Source organism: Paenibacillus cucumis (ex Kampfer et al. 2016) (genome assembly GCF_019748695.1).
Lineage (GTDB): Bacteria > Bacillota > Bacilli > Paenibacillales > Paenibacillaceae > Paenibacillus > Paenibacillus polysaccharolyticus.
Window position 1 is genome coordinate 274,231 of record NZ_JACLIC010000023.1, and the last position, 20,992, is coordinate 295,222.

Below are 20,992 nucleotides of genomic sequence, written 5' to 3' on the forward strand. Positions count from 1 at the left end.
GAGAGGTTAGTTATGGAGACTTTAGCGTGGATTCAACACAGGTATGATCAGAACTGTGATGGAGAATGGGAGCATGTGTATGGTGTGAAAATTCAAACGATCGATAATCCGGGCTGGTATGCCGGAATTTCCTGAGGAATAACGAATGAATATCAGAACGATGTTACCTAAAGATAAATTTGATGTCGAATCCGTAGAGAAACTTGCCAAACGGAGTAACGACGAACTTAGAGATATTTTACCCGAAATTATGGAGTGGTTGCAGGATGGGAATTAGCCGATTTCGAAGCCGTGGAGGATTTGCTGTTAAGATTCGGAGACGAATTGATTCCTCACATTCAATATGTATTTCAAACAAGAGACTCTACTTGGGAATATTTTATGCTAACAGGCCTAATCTCCCGATTACCCTCAGAATGTCTTCGTATGTTAAAATCTGATCTGAAAAGAATATTAGAGCACCCTACAGATAGCGAATTACTTGAGGAGATGGATGAAATTATCATCCCTTTGCTTAACAAGATATAGTCGTGAAATCGGTGCGTTTGTCCGAAAATTGCTTGTTAATGAGTTAACTACATACTCAATTTATTTATTTATTCAAAAGGCCCTCAGACCTTTACTGCATTCAAACAGTGGAGTTTGAGGGCTTTTTTCATATAGGCCAACTACAACCTGCTCCTTAATCCACAATATTCCCCGCCATCTTCAGACGACGTGCAATCTCTTTGAAGTCTTCATGAGAGATGCCTGGCGCAAATTCTTCTTCCACCGCCGGAGCTTCTGGAATAGGGAAGCCTTGAGGAATGCCCTGAATGACCTCTAGAGGTTTTCCATCTTCGGGATGCGTGCCTTTCCAGATCTGGTCGATGGCATTGAAGTCTTTATCACTATAGGTGTACAGCTTGGTGTGTACGCCTTTTTCTTCGTATTTACGAGCCTCGTTGAAGGCTTTGTTATCCAGAGAAGGGATCGGGATCAGTTTGGTCACATTGACACCTGTTGCAATTTCAATCGCTTTAGCATAAGCCACCACATGTACACCTCCGCGCACGAGCAGGAAACCAACAACTTCGCGGACGGCAGGATGATCCGTCATTTCGTATACTTTCATCTTGTGCGTACGTGCCCCACATTCGAGGAAGAAATTATGCAACAAATCCTCTACCAGATTGCCACTGTTGAAGACATTGGCACCTGTCCACGGATTACCCATCGAATCAAAAGGCATCGCGCCTTGTGCGCCTGCCAGGAAATGATACGAAAGTCTTGCATCCTTGACGGAACCCAGCGGTGTCTGATCAGGTTCTTTATATTCGGTTGATCCTCGGAGACAATGATTGATCCCATGGGATACCAGTTCAACATGTCCCAATTCTTCGGCCGTAATACTCATGACGAGGTCGTAGAAAGGCTTCAGTTTTTCTTTGGAGCGAAAATTAAAGGATTGGTAGAGATAGTTGTTCAGTGTGGACATTTCTCCAAATTTACCACCAAGCAATTCCTGTATAGCTGCTGCTGCATTGGGATCAGGCTTTTCGACGTTGGGAATTTCAATCAGAATTTCATCCAGACGTTTGAACATGCAGATATAACCTCCTTGAATATGGGATGAAAATGGACTCGGGCGGACGTTGGATTCAGCTTGGTCAGTCAAAGCCCATTACACGGTCTATGGATTTTTTAAACAGATAAACTATTAAATGGGTCTAAAGGGGCATGTAATATTTGCTACGCATGCTTGAAGGACGTGTTGAATGGTTCGTTTGGTATTTCCATTTTCACGAATATTATGTACAATCAGACAAGTTGTTTTAAGTGTTGCGTTGATCTTTGGTCATGGATTCGAAGTAGAAGGGGAGGAATACATATGAGATTTAGATGGATACATATCGTATGTTCAATAGTGAGTTTAATGATGATATTAACTTACATAAACAGTGCACATGTCGCAGCAAGCGGTGTGGGGAATGATGTTCAGGTGGATGAACAGACAAGGCAAATGCTTATGGAGAAGTATGGTTTAGAGCCTACAGAAGAGTCCCAGGCAGAGCGGCATTTACTTTCCGGGGATTGGGGGATGAGCTTCAGTAATATTTCCGAGGTTGATTCATTGGTTAAACTGATGCCGGTTGTTCCATTTTGGCTGTTGCCAGCGATCTGGATTTTTCGAATCTGGGTGTAAAATGCAATCCGAACGGGCACGATATCAGCAAACACATTCTCCCAAGGGGTGAAATGCATGAGAGTGCTTATGATAATGGTATTAACACTTGTTCTAGGTTTCGCAGGCATCTCAACGACCATTTCGGCAGCAAGCAGCAACATTCCGGATTATGCGAAATGGGGCATCATCGCCGTGAAGGAAACCCAAACGAAGTACAATGTCGACATTCTGGATTACAAACATATCGGCCGTTCGTCGCTTAGCGCGAATCAGTCCAGAGAGCAGTTCAAGCTGTGGGTTCGTGCCAAAGACGGCAAGCAATTTGCTGTTTATGTTAATGTGGATTTTAATCCGAATACGCAGCAGTTAAAAACAGTGCAATTTTCCGAATCAGATCGTCATTAATATTCGATCTTCACCAGATGAACCAGACTTCCGTCTTGCACCGGGTATGTCTGGTTTTTTTTTTCGAAATTCCTTTTTTTGTTATTGAATAAAGAACTTATGTTCGCATATAATAATGAATACAAACAAACGTTCTTATTGGAGGGATGATCATGCTAGGGAAATATGTTGGCCAGATGGTGGAGCTTGTGTACATGGATCGTGCGGGACAGATTACGCAGCGGCAGATCCGAATCAACAGCATGCGAGGCGGAGTAATTCGGGCATCTGATGGCATGGAAGGACTACCCCGGACTTTTCTGGAGCAGAATATTCTGGCATGGCGCCCTGTAACGGATCGGAACCGGAAGGGAGAACTGAAGTATGCTGAACGACTTTGAACGTAAAATATTGCGTATTATTGTCAACTATGCAGGTCAGCAGCGGCGAATTCCACGTATGGATGAACTGGAAACCAAGACAGGGCGCAACCCGGCCCACATCCGGGAGTCACTGCAGTCGCTTGAACAGAAAGGATATATCTCCTGGCCTCAACCGTCTACGATGGAAAACATACAGATTTTGCAGGCCTGGGAACAAGAAGCTAAGCCCGTGCGAAAAGCTCAACCTGCTGGCAATGCAGTAAAATATTTTACGGATTACTGATTCGTTGAGGAGCGAGTAGGTACGCCTAGGTGTAGCAGACTTCTGCAGAAGTTACAGCAAAAACGCCAATCCGTAAGGATTGGCGCTGTATAATGAATGCATTTATCAGAAATTCGGAAGCTGGTCAAGGTTGTTGGTCGGGTCGCCGTCGGCATCGCCGCGAATATACATTTCTCCATCCTTGCCTTTGAATACATTCACACCAGCGATTGTTCCAGCCTTCACTTCGTTCAGAGCTTGCTGATAATCCAGAATACGGCCTGTCGATGTCTGGAAGGCGGTCAAGTCACCGTCACCATTCTTTTGTACTGCTGTGAACGTTTCGCGTGTTGTCTGATCCATCATGTCACACTCTCCTTCTATGACCAAATGGGAATAGGTTTACCCTGTTAGCCTGTCCGAATTGGAGAGAAGTATGCATTCTTTACAACATTCCACATTTCGAGAATAGCTGTGTAATGTATGTAGTGCCTGTGTTGTGGAGTTGTTCTGTTGGACTACAGGCTTTTTCTCATACGGACATGTAGGATATCGGCATCGTAAAAAGGTTCTTCCGAAATCACTTCATAACCGAGTTTATCGTAAAATTTCTGCGCCTGACACTGGGCATCCAGGAGCGAATAGGTTAATCCAAGCTCACGAGCTAGCTCCTCCATCGCTAACAGCAGCACACGTCCATACCCGAACGAACGGTAGGACTCCAGTACAGCAATTCGCTGCATTTTGGCCGTATCTTTGCTGTAATAGATGAGACGCCCTGTGGCAACAGCCTGACCATCGGTATGAAGCAATACATGATGCACATCAGGACTGATAACATCGTATTCATCTATTTCGAGTTCTTCGGGCACTTGTTGCTCAATGACAAAAACCTGACGGCGAATCCCAAGAGCCTGCTTCAATTCTTCTTCTGTCGTGACATAACTAATTTCTGCTGCCAAATTCGATTCCTTCTTTCTGCTCCATGCGCACAAGTTCAGACTGCATTATACAAAAAAATGCTTTTCCTGTATAGTTAAGTTTGGTACATATTGGGACTTTGGAGGAGGAAGAGAGTCATGGGAATGGCGGCTATTATGACCATTACATTGCTTATGTCGGCGGGAATGATCGCTTTGTTATATTATGTGACCAAGAAGGCATACTCACGCAAATGGGATGAAGAAGAGTGAGTATGTACTTCTGATAAAGGCTCTAGATCTCATTCTGCTATTTAAGGCAAAAACTCACTGTTTCCCTGAGGGGAGTATACCTCTTGATTTACGGATTTGGAGTAGACGTCCATCCAGACAGGCAGCGATTCATTTTGTTGATTCGGTTGGTGCAATTGCTGAAATTGTACCGTATGCTCGTCCCGTTCCAGCCTGCAACCAGTCAAGGTACAGGCGAGAATGAGCAAAACAGCAACATGAGTAGCAGTGAGCTTCCAGTATTTATTCAGTTGTTTATTGTTATGGTGTGGATTAAGCGATTGGTCAGTATTTTTATTCATCATCACTATACATTCTCCTATTGCAGAATATTGTAAGCTTTCCATTATTGTGCTCCAATATGGATGATTTAAAACCAATTTAATGATTGACAATGAACACGTTTACTTGGTATGATACTGTTACTTCATTGGATTTTGATTTATATTGAGGCGTCAAATTGAATCAAAAATTGTAACTGTATATAATCTATTTAATGAAGGGCGATAGCTCAGCGGGAGAGCATTATCTTGACAGGGTAAGGGTCGTGGGTTCGATCCCCACTCGTCCTATACATAAAACAATATTTACAGCCGAGACAGCCCATAAACGGCTGTTTTTTGCTTTATCTTAATTGAAATGAAAAACTACTATCTAGAAAGATAACTGAATATGGTACGAACCAGAAGACTACCTACAAAAATATGGGGTGGTCTTTAATATATTTTATTGGTTTAATGCTATAATCGAAGTACTAGTTAATTGTAAAAGCAGTTATAGAGAGTTCTGAATATACAACAGAAAAAAGATATGGTGGTGAATCAATTGAAGCAAATTAAACGGGTTGCAACCCTATATCGCGTATCTACAAAAGGACAGTTGGATGGAAATGATATACCAATGCAGCAGCGAGCTTGTAGAAGAATGATTGAAAAGCAGGAGGGGTGGAAGTTAGTAAAAGAATATTCTGAAAGAGGAGTCTCAGGTTTCAAAGTATCTGCTTCCAACCGAGATGTAATTAAACAGGCTAAAGATGACGCTGAAAATGGATTATTCGATGTACTGCTAGTATTCATGTTTGATAGATTAGGTAGAAAAGATGATGAGACACCATTTGTACTTGAGTGGTTTGTAAACAGAGGAATTGAAATGTGGTCTGTAATAGAAGGGCAACAAAAAATTGAAGTAAATACAGATAGGGTGACTAACTATCTTAGATTCTGGCAGTCGAGCGGAGAAAGTAAAAGAACTTCTAATCGCGTGAACGAAAAGCATATGCAAATGGTGGAAGATGGCATATTTAGAGGTGGCGGTATACCATATGGGTATAGAAGTGTTGATTCCGGCAAATTTAATAAAAAGGGCAAGGTGTTGCTTAAATTAGTAATACACGAAGAAGAGTCTTTGGTTGTGCAAAGGATGTTCCGACTGGTTCTTGACGAAGGATACGGACAACTAAGGATAGCTAAATTGTTGAACGAAGAGAATATTCCCACAAGAAAGGCTAAACATTGGGGTGCGGCTACTGTGAATGTCATACTTAAAAACCCTATCTATAAAGGAATAATGAGATATAGGAAAGGATCGGGAGACGCCGTATACTCTGAACCTATTCCTGAATTAATGATAATATCCGAAGAAGAGTGGAATTCAGCTCAAGATATTAGAGAAAAAAAGAATCCCAAAAGTAAGCAAAATAATGATAGTTCTGTGCCGATGAGCACAAAAGGAAGTTTACTTCTAACTGGAATAGCGAGATGCGGGTGTTGTAACTCAAGGCTAACTTCAACAACATTTGTGAATAAATATAAGGCTGCTAATGGAGAAATACTTAGATACAATCAAAATAAAAGTTATCGGTGCACCGGAAAATTACAAGGCAAAACCGATTGTAGTGGTCAAGCTACTTTCTCTTCTAAGATGGTTGAGAGACAAGTAATGAAGCAAGTAAATAGTTACTTAAATCAACTCGAAACAATAGATTTTAGTTCGGAAATGGATTTAATCAAAAACAAAATATCAAATGAGGAAGAGAAAAAAATTAAGAAGCTGCAGTCTATACTTGAAGAACATTATAATGAGCTATCCGTTCTTAACGCCGAAGTCCCAAAATCAATTATGGGCAAAAGCGCCTTCAAACCAAAGATGCTTAATGATCTTATCGAGAAGAAGGAATTGGAGATTACTCAAACTACCAAAGAAATGAATGAAACTGAAAGAATACTATCCTCTAAAAAGATTGAATTGTCTGAACTGGAAACATTAATGGAGTATATTCCGGTTTGGCAAGATGTTTTTGATGAAGCGTCAACGGAAAAGAAGAAAATGATGTTAAGTACGATGATTGATGTTGTTTACGTCAGCAAAGAGAAAATTTCAGTAGAGATCAAGGTTAGACTTAAAGAGTTTTTGGGACATTTATCGAGTGAAAGTAAATATTCAGGGAGTTGACACAGGTGAGGGGGAGTACACTACTGATTATAGCGAGAAGTCTTGCATAGCAGGACTTCTTTTTTTATTTTTAAACAAAATTTAAACCAAACCTAAATTCAATGTAAGGTTGATCTCTTATTGTTGTAGTAAGCAAACAACATAGAACAGAGGAGAGAGAAAATGCACGCTTCCAAAACCCAATCTACTAACAAAAACGTGATGAAAAAGGCCATATTAAGCACAATGGTACTGGCGCTCACAACATCCTCATTTATCCACACTACGTATGCCACCTCTTCGAAGGGGGAGAGCTTGGCTGCGAGTTCTGAGACAACGCAGAAAGCGTTCCAGATGCAACAAGCTTTTCGCATGCACTCACAACAAGCCATGTCTCAAGATCAATCCCCGATTCAGTACCAGATCACAGCACGTCTGGACGAAAAAGACATGACAATACAGGGTAGCCAGACGGTGACCTACCTGAATACGAGCAAAGATACCCTTCAAGAGTTGGTCATGCATACCTATGCAGATTCGAATCGATCCAAAGCAACACAAACAATTATGTATACAGACCAGAATGAGCAAATAGCCAAAGAACACCCGGAGAAGAAAGCGTCAGATTTTTTGGGCGGGATGGATATTGTGGAAGTGACGCAGCAAGGAGAGAAGCTTCTTTTTGATAAGAAAGATCAGGCATTACATGTACAATTGAAGGCACCTCTACAACCGGGTCAGTCAATTACTTTTCAAGTGGATTATCGGATCGACATTCCTTATGGTATGCAACGAATATCGTATTACAAGGATCAGGTCAACGGAGCACATTGGTTTCCTGTGATGTCTGTGTATGACGAGACTACACATCAATGGAATAAGACACCGTACAGCACTTCATTCGAGAGTGATTACTATACCTCATCCGATTTCGATGTTGAGTTCAATGTGCCTGAGTCATATCAGGTGGTCATGCCGGGAGATATCACTTCCAAAAACAGTGCTGAACAAGGACGGAAAGTGGTTACAGCGCGCGCAGCGAACACCAGAGAATTTGCTTTTTTTGCTGGCGCCAACTTAAAGGTAGAACGTGAGACGCGTAATGGTCTAACCGTGGAATATTTTTATTCGGGTGATGATCCTGCCAAAAAAGCTGCGGTGGACAAATACATTGATTATGCATTTAAAGTCATAGCGTTCTACAGTGAGAAATATGGTAAATATCCATATCCCGAATTTCGTGTCATCGAGACTTATGTGGATGGCTTTGGCGTGGAGTATTCAAGATTAATACAGATGCCGCAGCGTCCTGCGGGGTTATCACCTGAAGAGGATACCACGTTTATACATGAGATTGCACATCAGTGGTTCCATGCTTTAATCGGGAACAATTCAGAAACGGAATCCTTTTTGGATGAAGGTTTTGCCGAGTTCTCCACGGTGTATTTTTTAGAAAAGCAGGGCAATAAGCTGGGAGGGTTCAGATCGATTCAGCTCGATCCGTCACCTATTGATCTACCCATTGCTTCTACGAATGAACAAGTAGGAGACATGGCTAATTATGTATTTTACCAAAAGGGACGTCAGGCCATTTATCAATTATATCGCTCTGTTGGTGAACAAAAATTTGATGCGTTCATGAAGGAGTATTTTAATCGCTTTGTTTATCAAAACGCTACAATAGATGGATTACTTGGTACTATTGAGGATGTTCTTGGTAAAGAACAGCGTCAGGACATGGAAAAAGCTTTAATGGAGCCAGGATTTGAGCTTAAGCAGGAATATCAAATGTCGGAGAAGGAACTTGCAGCATATATGCATGATGCCTATCAGCCGCAGTATGAAGCAGTGGTGAATAACATTCCAAATCTGCCTTACGAAGTGATGATTCGTTTAATGGAAAAGTCCTTTCGAGGGGAGCCATTAACCATTGTACTTGGAGATCAGGTGAGCAAAGAAGCAGCAAAACAACAGGAACAAGCGACCAGCAAGTTAACTCAGATTTTTGATGTATTTGGCATGAAGTACGATGTAGTTCGGGATCGAAAACAGTTGAAGCAGAAGCTGAAACGTGAGATTGGCAGCAGTAACCTCATTCTTGTTGGTGATGCAAAGTCGAATGGTATGGTTCAAGCTTTGAAAAACAACATTAATGTTCGGGCAAAGGGTATCGGTTTGGACTGGAAAGAGGCCATGAACGCATCTGGACACTCCGGAGCATATGTTATTAAACATCCATACAATCAAAATCGTCTTATGATTCATTACTATTGGAATGGCGACCATCTCAGTACCAAGGCATCAGCGTCCTTTATGGAGAAGATTCTGGAATCTCTAACGCTCTCTAATGACATTTACCAATCCTATGAGCTGGATGGCAACGGTAAATTGAAAGACAGCAAAAAAGTCGAATGATGCATTTAGCCACCATAAAGTAGAAGCATAAAAAGAAATGTTTATAGAGAGTCGCCTAGAAGGTGGCTCTTTTTGCTTGTTCAGTTCCATTTAAGGTTTCTCTTTTAAACTTCTCTGTAGCAGGAATATAAAAGAGAACTAAAGGTGGGAAATGATATGATAAATAACAAATGGCGAAATCTTATGACAACTACAGTGATTGCTTCGATGTTATTAGCGGCTTGTAGCAATGAGAGTGGAGCTCTGCAAACAACAACGACTACGACTACAACTACAGAGAACCAATCCACACAAGATCAGACAAAAACGGTGGATTACGCACAAAACTTTAATAAAACGGAAGTGATGTCTTTCTCCATTGATGTAGATGAGGATGCCTGGCAGGAAATGCTGAACACGGCAACAGAGGAAAACTATATCAAGGCCAATGTAACGATCAATGGAACAACCATAGAAAATGTAGGTATACGAGCCAAAGGAAACTCCAGTTTGAGGCAAGTGGCACAGGACGATTCAACCGATCGGTATAGTTTCAAAATCAAGTTTGACAAATACGTCAAAGGTCAGACCTGGAATGGTCTTGATAAAATGGTCGTGAATAATATGATTTCCGACGCCAGTTATATGAAAGAGTATCTCAGCTATGACATCATGAGTTATATCGGAGTTGATGCACCGCTGTTTTCTTTTGCCAACATTAACGTAAACGGAAAGGCGTGGGGCTTATATTTGGCTGTTGAAGACATAGACAGCGGATATCTGGCACGTGCGAAGAATGGTGAAGGAGAGATCTACAAACCCAATAACGATGGTAATATGGGAGCGGGCGGAATGGGAAACCCAATGGGAATGGGTAACCCGCCAACAGAAGGGGATGCTGGAGGGATGGGAGACCGTCAGCCTCCTGAAGGCATGGAGCCACCAAGCGATCAAGGTGGAGGAACAGGCGATGCCAAATCTCAGACTGCCAACACTCGCGAAGAGGGTGGTCGGGGGTTCGGCAGAGGCGGTGGAATGAATGGTGGCACGAACGGCGTATCCTTAGTGTATACGGATGATAAAGTGTCCAGTTATTCTGGCATTTTTGATAATGCAAGGACCAAAACGACGGAAGAAGATGAACAACGTGTGATTGAAGCACTCAAAAACTTGAATGCGGGCACCGATCTTGAGAAATATGTAGATGTGGATGCTGTGCTCAAATATTTTGCAGCTCATAATGTGGTGGTTAACATGGATAGTTACACATCCAATATGGGGCATAACTATTATTTATATGAGAATAACGGCAAGATCAGTATGTTGCCTTGGGACTACAATATGGCTTTTGGTGGATTCCAGGCAGGTTCCGCATCCGATGTGGTCAATCTTGCCATTGATACACCGTTATCGGGCGTAACGATGGAAGAACGGCCGATTCTAAGCAAGTTGCTGGAGGTTCCTGAGTACAAAGCGAAGTATCATGAATACTTGCAACAAATCGTGGACGGTTATTTTGCCAACGGAAAATTTGAGCAAACGGTAGAGACGTTAAACAATCTGATTACGGATTACGTAAAAAATGATGCGACTGCGTTCGTGACATATGACAAGTATAAAGAAGCTGTTGCTGAATTGACTAAATTAGGAACACTGCGTGCCGAGAGCGTTCAAGGACAGCTTGATGGAACGATTCCTTCCACTACGGAAGGGCAAAAAGCGAGTGCGGATAAACGGATTGATGCATCTTCCGTTGACCTAAACAAATTGGGAGATGGTCTCAAAGGAAACGGCATGAGGGGTGGATTCGGAGGCCCAGGGTTCAATCGTAATTCCGGAAATCAAAATCAACAGAGTGAAAAAACGGAGCAATCTGAAACATCAAAATCGGATACATCCCAATAAACTCAGATGTCATTCCGTTTTCCATTGCTAGGTATTTGAGATTACACGAATGTTTGTGCTTTGGTTTTGCCTTAAAACAATATAGAGAGCTACCTTACAAGGTCGCTCTTTTTTTATTTAAAAAACTATTTACAAAGCAAATTAAATTGTGTACAATCAATTTGTAAACAAGTTAAAAGAAAACATGTTCAAAACATATAACAAAAACTTAAATCGGAAGAGGAGAATTTTAATATGAAAACTCTATATGAAACGACAGTTATTAATACAGGTGGACGCCAAGGGATCGTACAATCCCCGGATAACGTATTTATGATGGATGTAGCTACACCCCCTGAACTTGGAGGTCAAGTCACAACAGCGACTAACCCGGAGCAATTGTTCGCAGCAGGATACAGTGCATGTTTTAACTCTGCGTTGGAATTTCAATTGAAAAAGCACAATGTAACGATTGAACGCAGCACAGTATCTGCAACCGTTGCCTTGGTAGCGGACCCGGCAGATGGTGGTGTAAAGCTGGATGTGGAGCTTGAAGTAAAAATTCTCGGTCTGGATGAAGAAACGGCTCAAAAATTTGTGAAACTTGCTCATGAATATTGCCCTTATTCCAAAGCGATCAAAGGTAATGTTAACGTTAAAGTAGAGCAGGCGTAAGCAGACAAGTTTCGTAACGTTTCCTTTAGAATAAAATAAATGCAATAGACAAAAACCTCCGAAGACTCGGAGGTTTTTTTGCCTTAAACTTGCTTCACGTTGAATTAAAGCCTCGCTCTATAATTCAATAAATGTAATAATGTTGAAACTTTGGATGAATATCGCCGTAAATATTCATAAAAGTGCAAACTTATCGAACTAATTCAAATCCTGTAAATGAATTGAGATCACCGAAAGAGAGGTACATGATATGGATTTTAGAGATTTTAACAAGCCGCCAGACTTATCCGAATCACACACACATCAGCAGCGTCATGAGGAGAAATCACAGCAACTCATCTCTGGTGGAGGAAGAAGTATTTGGTGGGAGATCAGCAATTGGCTGATTCTCGGTGGTATTTTGTTCGTTATCTTTTTAGTATTTAAATACGTTTTCTAAGGAAGGCACACAATTGGGCGTTTCCCCATATGATGCACTATTCATTCAGCATTATGGGAAATGGGGAATCCGTGATGGCAAAGGCAAAAGGAAAGAAAGCTCCCGCGTTAAAAAGTGACAAGATGCGTGTATCCATGAAGCTGGTCACATCCGATGTATGTGAACGCTGCAAGACACCTTGCTTGCGCGGGACGGAATATGCTGCACGTATGAGAGAAGGCGGGGCGGTTGGCAAAGGGGTTCCCTGTATCCTCACTCGCCACGTATCTTCATGATACTTCGTCTAATGACGTAGATATAATATGCGACGCCATAGGTTATCCTAAAAAAAGGATAGCCTTTTTTTGTGTTTACCAGAGCGTGGTAAATATTTTGGATAAAAAATGAAAAATGATGAAAAACAGCGCAACTTTGTGGAGCCGTTCGCAGTATAAATCTACAAACAAGCTAACAGCAAGGGAGGGTATATTGACGGGATGAAATGGAAAAGAGTGCTGCTGTGTGTCATGGTATTCTCCTTGCTGGGCGGGTCTTTATTATTTGCGGACTCTGTGAACGAGAAGATTCGTGTGCTCATTAACGGCAAGGAAGCGTCTGACGGTGGTTATTTGATTGATGGGACGACTTATGTACCTGTTAGAGAGGCTGGAGGCATTACTCGGTGGGACAATAGTAACAAGCGAGTAACGGTGATCAAGCCGAACGTACATATTTTTCTGTTCAAGGGAGACACTGTGTTTGGGAACGTCAATGTGGGCAAATTAAAATTTAATGTGTTCTCACAGGTGGATAGTCTCACAACCGATGTGGCTGCCGTGAAAGTTACAATAACGGACCCGAGCGGTCAGGTTAAGGATATTCAGGCACAAGATCTCGCTACGCAGAAGGACAATTTCTGGTTCCGAACGTATGATTTCACTTATGATTTTAGTCGTGCTGGCAAATATCAAGTCGGTTTTCATATTAAAGAAAATGCAAATAGCAACTATGTTCTGGTCGCCGAAAAAATCATTACAGCCTTGAATGATTAAAGGCGAATAGACGCTATCCTTCTAAATTGACCTAGCTCTGTGAACATGTTACGATATGCAAGGTTACACATTTTCTATTAATGAAGCGAGGTATTACAATGAGCGATCACAAACACGAGCATGGAGATAATTGCGGTTGCGGTCACGACCACGATCATGAACACGAAGAGATCCTTCTCACATTGACTGATGAGAACGGACAAGACGTGGAAATGGTTCTGGTAGAAACATTTGACGTGCAAGATCACGTTTATGCACTTCTGCTGGAACGCAACAATCCTGAAGCTGACGGCATCATCCTGCGTATGGAAGAAGAAGACGAGGAAATGGTGCTGTACAATATTGAAGATGAAGCAGAGTGGAACCGTGTTGAAGCGGCATACAACGAACTGGTTGCTTCCCAAGAATAGTCAATCTTTTGGAATATAACATGAAGGCTCCTTGAATTTCAGGGGGTCTTTTGTTGTTGCTTTGGATTGTCAGGCTGGTGCGGAGACGGAGAGTCACCAAAAATGAAAATCAAAAAGGACCAGGTGGTAGACCCAGTCCTTTTCTGTTCAAGCTGTCTCAGACCTGAATGCCATTCTAGAAAATGGCGTCAGCTTCCACGATGACTTTGACGTTCGTAACGCTACGGTCTTCGGGTCCTTTAACGGGCAGTCCAACCTCAACATGATCAATGATATAATCGATGTTTTCTTGCGTAATGACCTCGCCCGGAAGCAGGATCGGAATACCTGGCGGGTACACATAAATGAACTCCGAGATAATGCGTCCAGCGGATTCCTTAAAAGGAATGACCTCAGTATCTCCGTAAAAAGCATCACGCGGGGTCAGCATCAGCTGAGGGATGTCTGGCACTTTGACAACCAGTTCATGCGCCGGATTGACCTGATAATAAGTACGGGACAAATCCTGTAGCGCATTAAGCAAGATATTCACGCTGTCATCTGTATCACCTGGCGTGATAAGGCACAGAATATTGTACATGTCGCTAAGCTCTACTTCGATATTATAATGCTCACGCAGCCAGTTCTCGGTTTCGTAGCCTGTAATGCCGAGATGGCGCACATGAATCGTGACTTTCGTTGGGTCATAATTGAAAGTGGCTTCTGTGCCTAACAGTTCTTTTCCGAAACAGTATAAGCCATCAATGTCATTGATTGTACGCCTTGCAAACTCAGCAAGATCAATCGCCTTTTGCGCAATCTCATGACCATGGAGCGCCAGGTTGCGTCTGGAGGTGTCCAGCGATGCAAGCAATACGTATGACGTGGATGTGGATGTCAGCAGGCTGAGAATGGTCTGTACACGTTGTGGGTTGACATACCCGTTCTTGGTATTCAGATTCAGCACAGAGCTCTGTGTCATCGAACCACCAAGCTTGTGCACACTTGTAGCAGCCATATCGGCTCCAGCGGCCATTGCAGACAGCGGCAGATCCTCATGGAAATGAATGAGTACCCCGTGTGCTTCGTCCACCAGAACAGGCACTTGATAGCTGTGAGCCAGCTCTACGATGGACTTCAGGTCTGTACATACACCGTAATAGGTCGGGTTAATGACCAATAAAGCTTTGGCATCCGGATGGCGCTCAAGGGCACGACGGATCGATTGGATGGTTACACCGTGATCGATGCCAAGGTTAACATCCTGTGCAGGAGAAACAAATACAGGTTTGGCTCCTGAGAAAATAATGGCAGACAGGACAGATTTGTGTACGTTGCGGGGTACGATAATTTTGTCCCCAGGTCCGCATACCGATAGAATCATCGTCATAATCGCACTGCTTGTACCCTGTACACTAAAATAGGTATAATCGGCTCCAAAGGCATCTGCGGCAAGCATCTGTGCTTCCCGAATGACAGCTGTGGGTTGATGCAGGTCATCGAGTGGTGCGATATTGATTAAATCTATGGAGAAGGCGTTATCGCCTATAAATTCACGGAATTCGGTATCCGCTCCCAATCCTTTTTTATGTCCCGGAATATGAAACTGTACGGGATTGAGTGCCGCGTGATCTTTCAAAGCGGTAAACAGCGGCGTACGGTGGTGATTCATCAGTGCTGTCACAACCCTTCCTAAGTAAAATGGTAAACAAAGATGAGTATAGCAAAATAAGCACTGAATGCAAGCGGTATGAACGACAAATTTTTGAATTGGTGAGATTTGCTTGTCATGCCCCCGGTTACACTATGTGTAGAGGAACGGTAAATGAACCTTGAAAGGGGAAAAAGAATGCAAACCGACATCAAACCAGCCAAGATCTTAAGATCGCCTTTTTTTATTGCGATGTGGCTGACACTTTTTCTAGTGGAGATCATCAAGGGGGCACTGCTGGTCGCCGTTCTCCCCGTATATATGGACAATATTCTGGGGTTGTCTGCTGGCGTTATCGGCGTAGCATTTGCTCTTCAATATCTGGGGGATAATCTGTTCAGAGCCCCTTCAGGCTGGGCAGCAGAACGAATCGGTTTCCGCGCCACGATGGTAACGGCTCTGATCTGTACTTTGATTGCCGTGATCATGATTCTTTTTCTCAAAAGTGCAGTTGGACTATCTATGGCTTGTCTCATTCTCGGAATCGGCACGTCACCCCTGTGGCCCTGCGCAATGACGGGAGTAACTGCAATGTCAGGCCCGCAGAATAAAAATGGAACAGCGATGGGTGCGCTGGAAATGGCGGCTTTGGGAGGCACGGGGCTCGGGCCTGTTGGCATGAACTGGCTACTGGAGCGGACCGATCATGATTACCGTACAATCTTCCTAGTTCTGATGGGATGTGCGATTCTGGTCATTCTGGTCGCTATGATTCTTCCGGGCCGCGTTGTGGCTCAGGGGGAACAAGCAACAGGAGCAGGAGATGCTAGAGAAGACCGAATGTCTGCAAATCAGAAATATCCAGCCAAGCCGAATCTTCTTACTCCGTTTATTCGGTTACAACAGAGCGTAAAGCGTACATTACACCGGGTGCGTAGCACACTCAACGTTAATCCGCTGGTCTATCCTGCGCTGTTTATGCAGTCGTTTGTGATTGGTCTTCTTAGCCCTGTCATTACGCTGTATACACGAACAGATCTGAATATCTCACCGAATCTGTACAGCCTGTTGCTCATTGCAGGAGGAGGAATTACCGTCGTTGCACTGCTTCCTGTTGGCAAAATGGTGGACAAGTTCGGCACGAAGCCGTTCCTGAATATCGGGTTTTTAATGGCGGCAGCAAGTTTGTTTGTTTTCTCGACAGTGACAGCCATTCCTGTTGTTTTTGGCATTGTAATGCTTGTCGGCGTCAGTTATGCGATGATTCTTCCGGCTTGGAATGCATTTGTTGCCACACTGATTCCAGAAGGGGAGCGCGGGGCAATTTGGGGATTTTTCCTTACTTTGCAAGGCTCGGGTATGGTTGTAGGTCCGATTGTGTCGGGGTTGTTGTGGGATCACATCAGTCATCCGGCCCCGTTTATCGCGAGCGCTATTGTGATGGCAGGACTTTTCGTCGTTCACTTTGTCTTGGCGCGCAAGCCTTACCGTACCGCACCTACTGGATAGATGAAGGATAGTAAACTAGGAGATCCCTAGACCCTGATCAGGGTTGAGGATCTTCTTTTTTTGATTTTGTCGTGATGCCTGGGAGGTGTCAATTAGTGCAAACGAAGTGAGATATCTCAGCTACACAACACAATGATCATGATTTCGACACTTGTACGATTGGAGCAGAAGAAATTCGGAATTTTTCTGTGCCTTTAGAAAATTAACAGCCTTTTCCTTTCGCGTCCGTTATACGGTGAATTTCCGGGGGCTTGCCCCTGTGCACCTGCGGAAAGCTTCAATTCAGATTCGTATTCCGTGAAAAATAGTCAAATAACCAAGTACCCTTACATAAAATGAAGTATAAAATAGGGTAAGCCGATGTAACACAAGCGCTTGAAACATGAGGCCGGAGCAGATCCGGTACAGATGGAGGGAGTGCCGTGAACAAGAGTTATGAAGTTGAATATTGCAATCTGGAGCTGCGGTTCAACCGTCGGCATATCCAAAATCTAATCAAAGACCTAATTCGTGAGGGGTATTCACTATATTGGAGCGAGGACGAATCCTTCTTTATCCTGTCAGTCCGCACCGGACGTAAGCTGGTAAAGCTCCGTTTTCAACAAACACGCAGTGGGAACTATAAAATGACAGGAGATTATCTGATCAAGGATGCCAAGCTCGCAGAGTGGTTGGAGAAACTGATTGGCGATACACGCGGGCATGCTGTGGTGAAACGCTTCAAAGATCAGCAAATGACGGTGGAGAATATTCTGTTTGGTGAAGTCATTCGTCTGGTGGAAGTGTCGGGATTTAAGCAACGGGTTATTTTTCAAAAAGAACCTGCGCCTACGGCGGAAGAGATGGAAGAAATGTTCCTCTCGCGCGAAGGCGAAGAACGGCTGATGCTGCTGCGTATGGAGATCGATGATGAACTGGAGCGCCTGTATAATGCTGTACAGATCGATAATACAGAGAAGGCCAATGCCTGCCGTGAAGCACTGCAGCGATTGTCCGGGCATCTGCTGATGCTGGAAGGATGAGACAAAGCGTGTTTGAGCATCGTTTTTGTTGAAAGGGGCTGTTCCCAAAGGTCATTAACGGACTAGGGGCGGCCCCTTGATATGTAGAGGGAATGTTAGTTTTGGATTCTGAATCTCTGGACTTGTACTTTTCCGCTCGTCTACGGACGCTGAGGATCAATAATGGAATAGTCCGAACTGTCTACATGAGTATCAAATTCCACAATCCCTTGTTCCAGGATTAGATCTGCCTCATCTGGGGTGATCGGAATGACCCACAACAGAGGGACTGTCTCCTGACCAATTTGAATAAGTTCGAGAGCTTCCTTTTCTCCCCGCAATTCGTCAATAAGTAAGGCAGTCGCATTCCATTCTGTGGGTGCTAGCGTACTTGATTTCATCACACGCGGGATATCCGAATCTGGAGCATTTTCGATATGATGCGTAATGATATCTGCCAAGTAGGTGTTGACACGTTCTACACTTACACCGCCTAAATCGGAAGGTAGCGCAAGCATCCACTCTGCGGAGACTTGTTCCCCCGAAGGTCGGATAGCTTGAGATAAACCTACAGTAACAAATCGGGAGATCTCTGATTGCGACGTTGCAGGGAAATAATAGATTTCCACATGGACGTTGCGCTCTGTTTTAGAAAGTACGATTCTGCTCTCAGGCATACCCCATTCATTCATATACGTTCCCAAAAGAAAAGTTCTACGGATATCCAGTGAAAACCGTTCTTCGTTTGAAAGCTGCTCATAGCTCATTCACAAGTTCCTCCACTCTGATGGTGATTCATTACTCTTACTATAATAACGTATTTTATGAAAATACGATGAACACCTTTGCTGATTACAGCGATTTCCCGCTATCCTGCTCGGGTGGAGGGTTCACTTTCATACATAAAACCGTTAAAATGGGTGTATTGTTGAGATTTTTTTTCAATAAAATTAATTGGAGTAAAGGATGGAGGACCAGATGACAAAACAACAAATCGGCGTAATCGGCCTGGCAGTCATGGGTAAAAATTTGGCCTTTAATATTGAAAGCAGAGGATTTTCAGTATCGGTATTCAACCGTTCCCCAGAGAAGACACATGACCTGCTGAAAGAAGCCGAGGGTAGAAACCTGACAGGTGCATTCTCCATTGAAGAATTCGTAGCCTCCCTGGAATCCCCGCGCAAAATTCTGATCATGGTACAAGCAGGTAAAGCTACAGATGCTACTATCGAGCAATTGCTTCCTCATTTGGATGAGGGCGACATCATCATCGACGGCGGAAATGCCTATTTCCCTGACACGGTTCGCCGCAGCAAAGAACTGGAAGACAAAGGCATTCGCTTTATCGGTACAGGCGTATCTGGCGGTGAAGAAGGTGCACTGAAAGGACCTTCCATTATGCCAGGCGGACAAGAAAGTGCTTATAAACTGGTGGAACCGATCCTGACGGCGATCTCGGCCAAAGTCGGTGACGACCCATGTTGTACATATATCGGACCAGACGGTGCCGGACACTACGTTAAAATGGTGCATAACGGTATCGAATACGGTGACATGCAATTGATTGGTGAAGCCTATCACCTGCTGAAATCGGTACTGAATGTATCGGTAGAGGAATTGCATCAAATTTTCACAGAGTGGAACCAAGGCGAACTCGACAGCTACCTGATCGAGATCACAGCGGATATCTTCTCCAAATACGATCCAGAAACAGGCAAACCAATGGTTGATGTTATTCTGGATGCCGCTGGACAAAAAGGAACAGGCAAATGGACAAGCCAGAGCGCGCTTGATCTCGGCGTACCACTGTCCATGATTACGGAATCCGTATTCTCCCGTTTCTTGTCGGCGATGAAAGACGAGCGTATCGCTGCAAGTAAAATCCTGAGCGGACCTAAGGCAGAAGCGTTCTCCGGTGACAAAAAAGCGTTCATCGAGAGCGTGCGCAAAGCGCTGTTCGCAAGTAAAATCGTATCTTACGCTCAAGGCTTCGCACAGATGCGTGCCGCATCTGACGAATATGGCTGGGATCTGAAATACGGCAACATCGCGATGATCTTCCGCGGGGGTTGCATTATCCGTTCACAGTTCCTGCAAAACATCAAGGAAGCATACGACAAAGATGCAGCCCTGAAAAACCTGCTCCTTGATCCATACTTCCAAAACATCGTGGAATCCTACCAGGATGCATGGCGTGAAGTGGTAGCCGTTGCGGTGAAACAAGGTATTCCGGTACCAGGCTTCTCCAGCGCGTTGTCTTACTACGACAGCTACCGTACAGAACGTTTGCCGGCAAACTTGCTGCAAGCACAACGTGACTACTTCGGCGCACACACATTCAAACGTGTCGACAAAGAAGGAAGCTTCCATCACAACTGGATGGAGTAGTATTCGAATCATAGCATGTAAAGAGGGACTTGGAGGATCGGTTTAAACCGACAACCACCAGGTTCCTCTTTTTTCATACGATAAGAGAAACTAAAAGTCTGTTGAGTAACATTAATGAATGAAGATCATTGGGAGAGGAGGGACAGTATATACGGTCGTGGCTCGAAAGGAAGCTTGGTACAAGCATGGCCTTCCCCCGTTCGCAGGGCTGTGTTATGATAGGACAAAAGTGCTCACGAAATGCTTGAATTAAAGGAGTGTACACCTTGAGCAAGTCTAAAAATATTATTCTCATTGGCATGATGGGAACGGGCAAATCAACTGTTGCTGATATGCTTTCTCATGAGCTGGGATACCGGTTAATCGATGTGGATGCCGCGGTTGAACAGGAGGAAGGCTGTACCATCCCGGAATTGTTTTCGGGCAAGGGAGAAGCGTACTTTCGTGACGTAGAGAACCGGGTGTTGTGCACGGTCCTTAAAAACGAAGGACAGGTCATTGCAACTGGAGGCGGGGTCGTACTTCGTACGGACAACTGTGAATCGATGTCAGCGAATGGCTGGGTTGTTGCCCTAACCGCAGACCCTGAGGTCATTGTGGAACGTGTGAGCGGGTGTGATAACCGTCCACTACTTGCAGGTAATGCCGAGGAACGCATTCGCACGATAATGGAAGAACGCAAAGATGCATATCGTTTTGCGGATTACACGGTGGATACTACTGCGTTGTCTGCGGCCGAAGTGACTCATTTAATTTTAGCGCATTACCGCGTCTAAGCTTGTTATCATCGAAGT

25 protein-coding genes and 1 tRNA gene are annotated in these 20,992 nt (G+C 43.8%); 20 read left to right on the forward strand and 6 right to left on the reverse strand.

Annotated features, from left to right (window positions below; genetic code table 11):
• Positions 1-12 precede the first annotated feature (12 nt).
• The 3 genes from H7T88_RS14550 to H7T88_RS29180 are packed head-to-tail and all read left to right on the forward strand — an operon-like array spanning position 13 to position 528.
• On the forward strand, positions 13-135 hold the full coding sequence (locus tag H7T88_RS14550) for an Imm53 family immunity protein (RefSeq protein ID WP_221789017.1): 123 nt from the start codon (positions 13-15) through the stop codon (positions 133-135).
• Between the two features lie 10 nt (positions 136-145).
• Positions 146-277 carry a DUF5071 domain-containing protein gene (locus tag H7T88_RS14555; protein WP_221789018.1) on the forward strand — a complete coding sequence of 44 codons (132 nt, stop codon included), beginning with the start codon at positions 146-148 and terminating at the stop codon, positions 275-277.
• Positions 278-291: 14 nt separating this feature from the next.
• Positions 292-528 carry a DUF5071 domain-containing protein gene (locus H7T88_RS29180; RefSeq protein ID WP_221789019.1) on the forward strand — a complete coding sequence of 79 codons (237 nt, stop codon included), beginning with the start codon at positions 292-294 and terminating at the stop codon, positions 526-528.
• A 154-nt stretch (positions 529-682) separates the two neighbouring features.
• Here the strand turns inward: H7T88_RS29180 and H7T88_RS14565 are convergent, their stop codons facing one another.
• On the reverse strand, positions 683-1,585 hold the full coding sequence (locus H7T88_RS14565) for a manganese catalase family protein (protein WP_221789020.1): 903 nt from the start codon (positions 1,583-1,585) through the stop codon (positions 683-685).
• A gap of 285 nt (positions 1,586-1,870) precedes the next feature.
• Between H7T88_RS14565 and H7T88_RS14570 the strand changes: the two genes are divergently transcribed.
• From H7T88_RS14570 to H7T88_RS14585, 4 genes are all read left to right on the forward strand, one after another.
• The gene (locus tag H7T88_RS14570) at positions 1,871-2,185 is read left to right on the forward strand and encodes a hypothetical protein (protein WP_221789021.1); all 315 of its coding nucleotides are present in this window, start codon (positions 1,871-1,873) and stop codon (positions 2,183-2,185) included.
• Positions 2,186-2,254: 69 nt separating this feature from the next.
• Entirely contained in the window at positions 2,255-2,572 is a 318-nt protein-coding gene (locus H7T88_RS14575; RefSeq protein ID WP_260510919.1) for a DUF3889 domain-containing protein, read from the forward strand.
• A gap of 152 nt (positions 2,573-2,724) precedes the next feature.
• A complete protein-coding gene (locus tag H7T88_RS14580; RefSeq protein ID WP_221789024.1) occupies positions 2,725-2,952 on the forward strand; it encodes a hypothetical protein in 228 nt (75 codons plus the stop codon).
• Positions 2,936-3,217, forward strand: coding sequence for a LexA family transcriptional regulator (locus tag H7T88_RS14585; protein ID WP_221789026.1), 282 nt, complete (start codon positions 2,936-2,938; stop codon positions 3,215-3,217). The genes H7T88_RS14580 and H7T88_RS14585 overlap by 17 nt, the downstream gene beginning before the upstream one ends.
• 105 nt (positions 3,218-3,322) lie before the next feature.
• Here H7T88_RS14585 and H7T88_RS14590 read toward each other — a convergent pair whose 3' ends face one another.
• The 3 genes from H7T88_RS14590 to H7T88_RS14600 all read right to left on the reverse strand — a co-directional run bounded on the left by H7T88_RS14590 (position 3,323) and on the right by H7T88_RS14600 (position 4,712).
• The gene (locus H7T88_RS14590) at positions 3,323-3,559 is read right to left on the reverse strand and encodes a DUF3892 domain-containing protein (RefSeq protein WP_090923789.1); all 237 of its coding nucleotides are present in this window, start codon (positions 3,557-3,559) and stop codon (positions 3,323-3,325) included.
• 155 nt (positions 3,560-3,714) lie between these two features.
• Entirely contained in the window at positions 3,715-4,158 is a 444-nt protein-coding gene (locus tag H7T88_RS14595) for a GNAT family N-acetyltransferase (protein WP_154888259.1), read from the reverse strand.
• A gap of 272 nt (positions 4,159-4,430) precedes the next feature.
• Positions 4,431-4,712, reverse strand: coding sequence for a hypothetical protein (locus tag H7T88_RS14600; protein WP_154888262.1), 282 nt, complete (start codon positions 4,710-4,712; stop codon positions 4,431-4,433).
• Positions 4,713-4,907: 195 nt separating this feature from the next.
• Here H7T88_RS14600 and H7T88_RS14605 point away from each other — a divergent pair.
• The 9 genes from H7T88_RS14605 (at position 4,908) to H7T88_RS14645 (ending at position 13,670) form a co-directional block, all read left to right on the forward strand.
• Positions 4,908-4,979 (forward strand) — tRNA-Val (locus H7T88_RS14605).
• A 253-nt stretch (positions 4,980-5,232) separates the two neighbouring features.
• A complete protein-coding gene (locus H7T88_RS14610; protein ID WP_221789027.1) occupies positions 5,233-6,858 on the forward strand; it encodes a recombinase family protein in 1,626 nt (541 codons plus the stop codon).
• Positions 6,859-7,020: 162 nt separating this feature from the next.
• On the forward strand, positions 7,021-9,252 hold the full coding sequence (locus tag H7T88_RS14615) for a M1 family metallopeptidase (RefSeq protein WP_260510920.1): 2,232 nt from the start codon (positions 7,021-7,023) through the stop codon (positions 9,250-9,252).
• A 156-nt stretch (positions 9,253-9,408) separates the two neighbouring features.
• The gene (locus H7T88_RS14620) at positions 9,409-11,136 is read left to right on the forward strand and encodes a CotH kinase family protein (RefSeq protein ID WP_221789028.1); all 1,728 of its coding nucleotides are present in this window, start codon (positions 9,409-9,411) and stop codon (positions 11,134-11,136) included.
• A gap of 234 nt (positions 11,137-11,370) precedes the next feature.
• Positions 11,371-11,790, forward strand: coding sequence for an organic hydroperoxide resistance protein (locus H7T88_RS14625; RefSeq protein WP_090923686.1), 420 nt, complete (start codon positions 11,371-11,373; stop codon positions 11,788-11,790).
• A gap of 250 nt (positions 11,791-12,040) precedes the next feature.
• A complete protein-coding gene (locus H7T88_RS14630; protein ID WP_123062398.1) occupies positions 12,041-12,229 on the forward strand; it encodes a hypothetical protein in 189 nt (62 codons plus the stop codon).
• Positions 12,230-12,303: 74 nt separating this feature from the next.
• Entirely contained in the window at positions 12,304-12,504 is a 201-nt protein-coding gene (locus H7T88_RS14635; protein WP_090923786.1) for a hypothetical protein, read from the forward strand.
• Positions 12,505-12,705: 201 nt separating this feature from the next.
• Positions 12,706-13,260 (forward strand): stalk domain-containing protein, encoded by a 555-nt coding sequence (locus tag H7T88_RS14640; RefSeq protein ID WP_090923685.1) that lies wholly within the window; start codon positions 12,706-12,708, stop codon positions 13,258-13,260.
• A 98-nt stretch (positions 13,261-13,358) separates the two neighbouring features.
• Positions 13,359-13,670, forward strand: a complete 312-nt coding sequence (locus tag H7T88_RS14645; protein ID WP_221789029.1) for a DUF1292 domain-containing protein — start codon at positions 13,359-13,361, stop codon at positions 13,668-13,670.
• Between the two features lie 175 nt (positions 13,671-13,845).
• Here H7T88_RS14645 and H7T88_RS14650 read toward each other — a convergent pair whose 3' ends face one another.
• Positions 13,846-15,321, reverse strand: coding sequence for an aminotransferase class I/II-fold pyridoxal phosphate-dependent enzyme (locus H7T88_RS14650; protein ID WP_090923785.1), 1,476 nt, complete (start codon positions 15,319-15,321; stop codon positions 13,846-13,848).
• A gap of 177 nt (positions 15,322-15,498) precedes the next feature.
• On the opposite strand from H7T88_RS14650, the gene H7T88_RS14655 reads away from it, so the two are divergent.
• Entirely contained in the window at positions 15,499-16,809 is a 1,311-nt protein-coding gene (locus tag H7T88_RS14655; RefSeq protein ID WP_221789030.1) for an MFS transporter, read from the forward strand.
• A 422-nt stretch (positions 16,810-17,231) separates the two neighbouring features.
• A complete protein-coding gene (locus H7T88_RS14660) occupies positions 17,232-17,831 on the forward strand; it encodes a YkzI domain-containing protein (protein WP_090923682.1) in 600 nt (199 codons plus the stop codon).
• Positions 17,832-17,971: 140 nt separating this feature from the next.
• Here the strand turns inward: H7T88_RS14660 and H7T88_RS14665 are convergent, their stop codons facing one another.
• Positions 17,972-18,577 (reverse strand): suppressor of fused domain protein, encoded by a 606-nt coding sequence (locus H7T88_RS14665; protein WP_221789031.1) that lies wholly within the window; start codon positions 18,575-18,577, stop codon positions 17,972-17,974.
• Between the two features lie 211 nt (positions 18,578-18,788).
• On the opposite strand from H7T88_RS14665, the gene gnd reads away from it, so the two are divergent.
• Positions 18,789-20,198, forward strand: a complete 1,410-nt coding sequence (gnd, locus tag H7T88_RS14670; RefSeq protein ID WP_221789032.1) for an NADP-dependent phosphogluconate dehydrogenase — start codon at positions 18,789-18,791, stop codon at positions 20,196-20,198.
• Between the two features lie 266 nt (positions 20,199-20,464).
• Entirely contained in the window at positions 20,465-20,974 is a 510-nt protein-coding gene (locus tag H7T88_RS14675) for a shikimate kinase (protein ID WP_260510921.1), read from the forward strand.
• Positions 20,975-20,992: the final 18 nt, after the last annotated feature.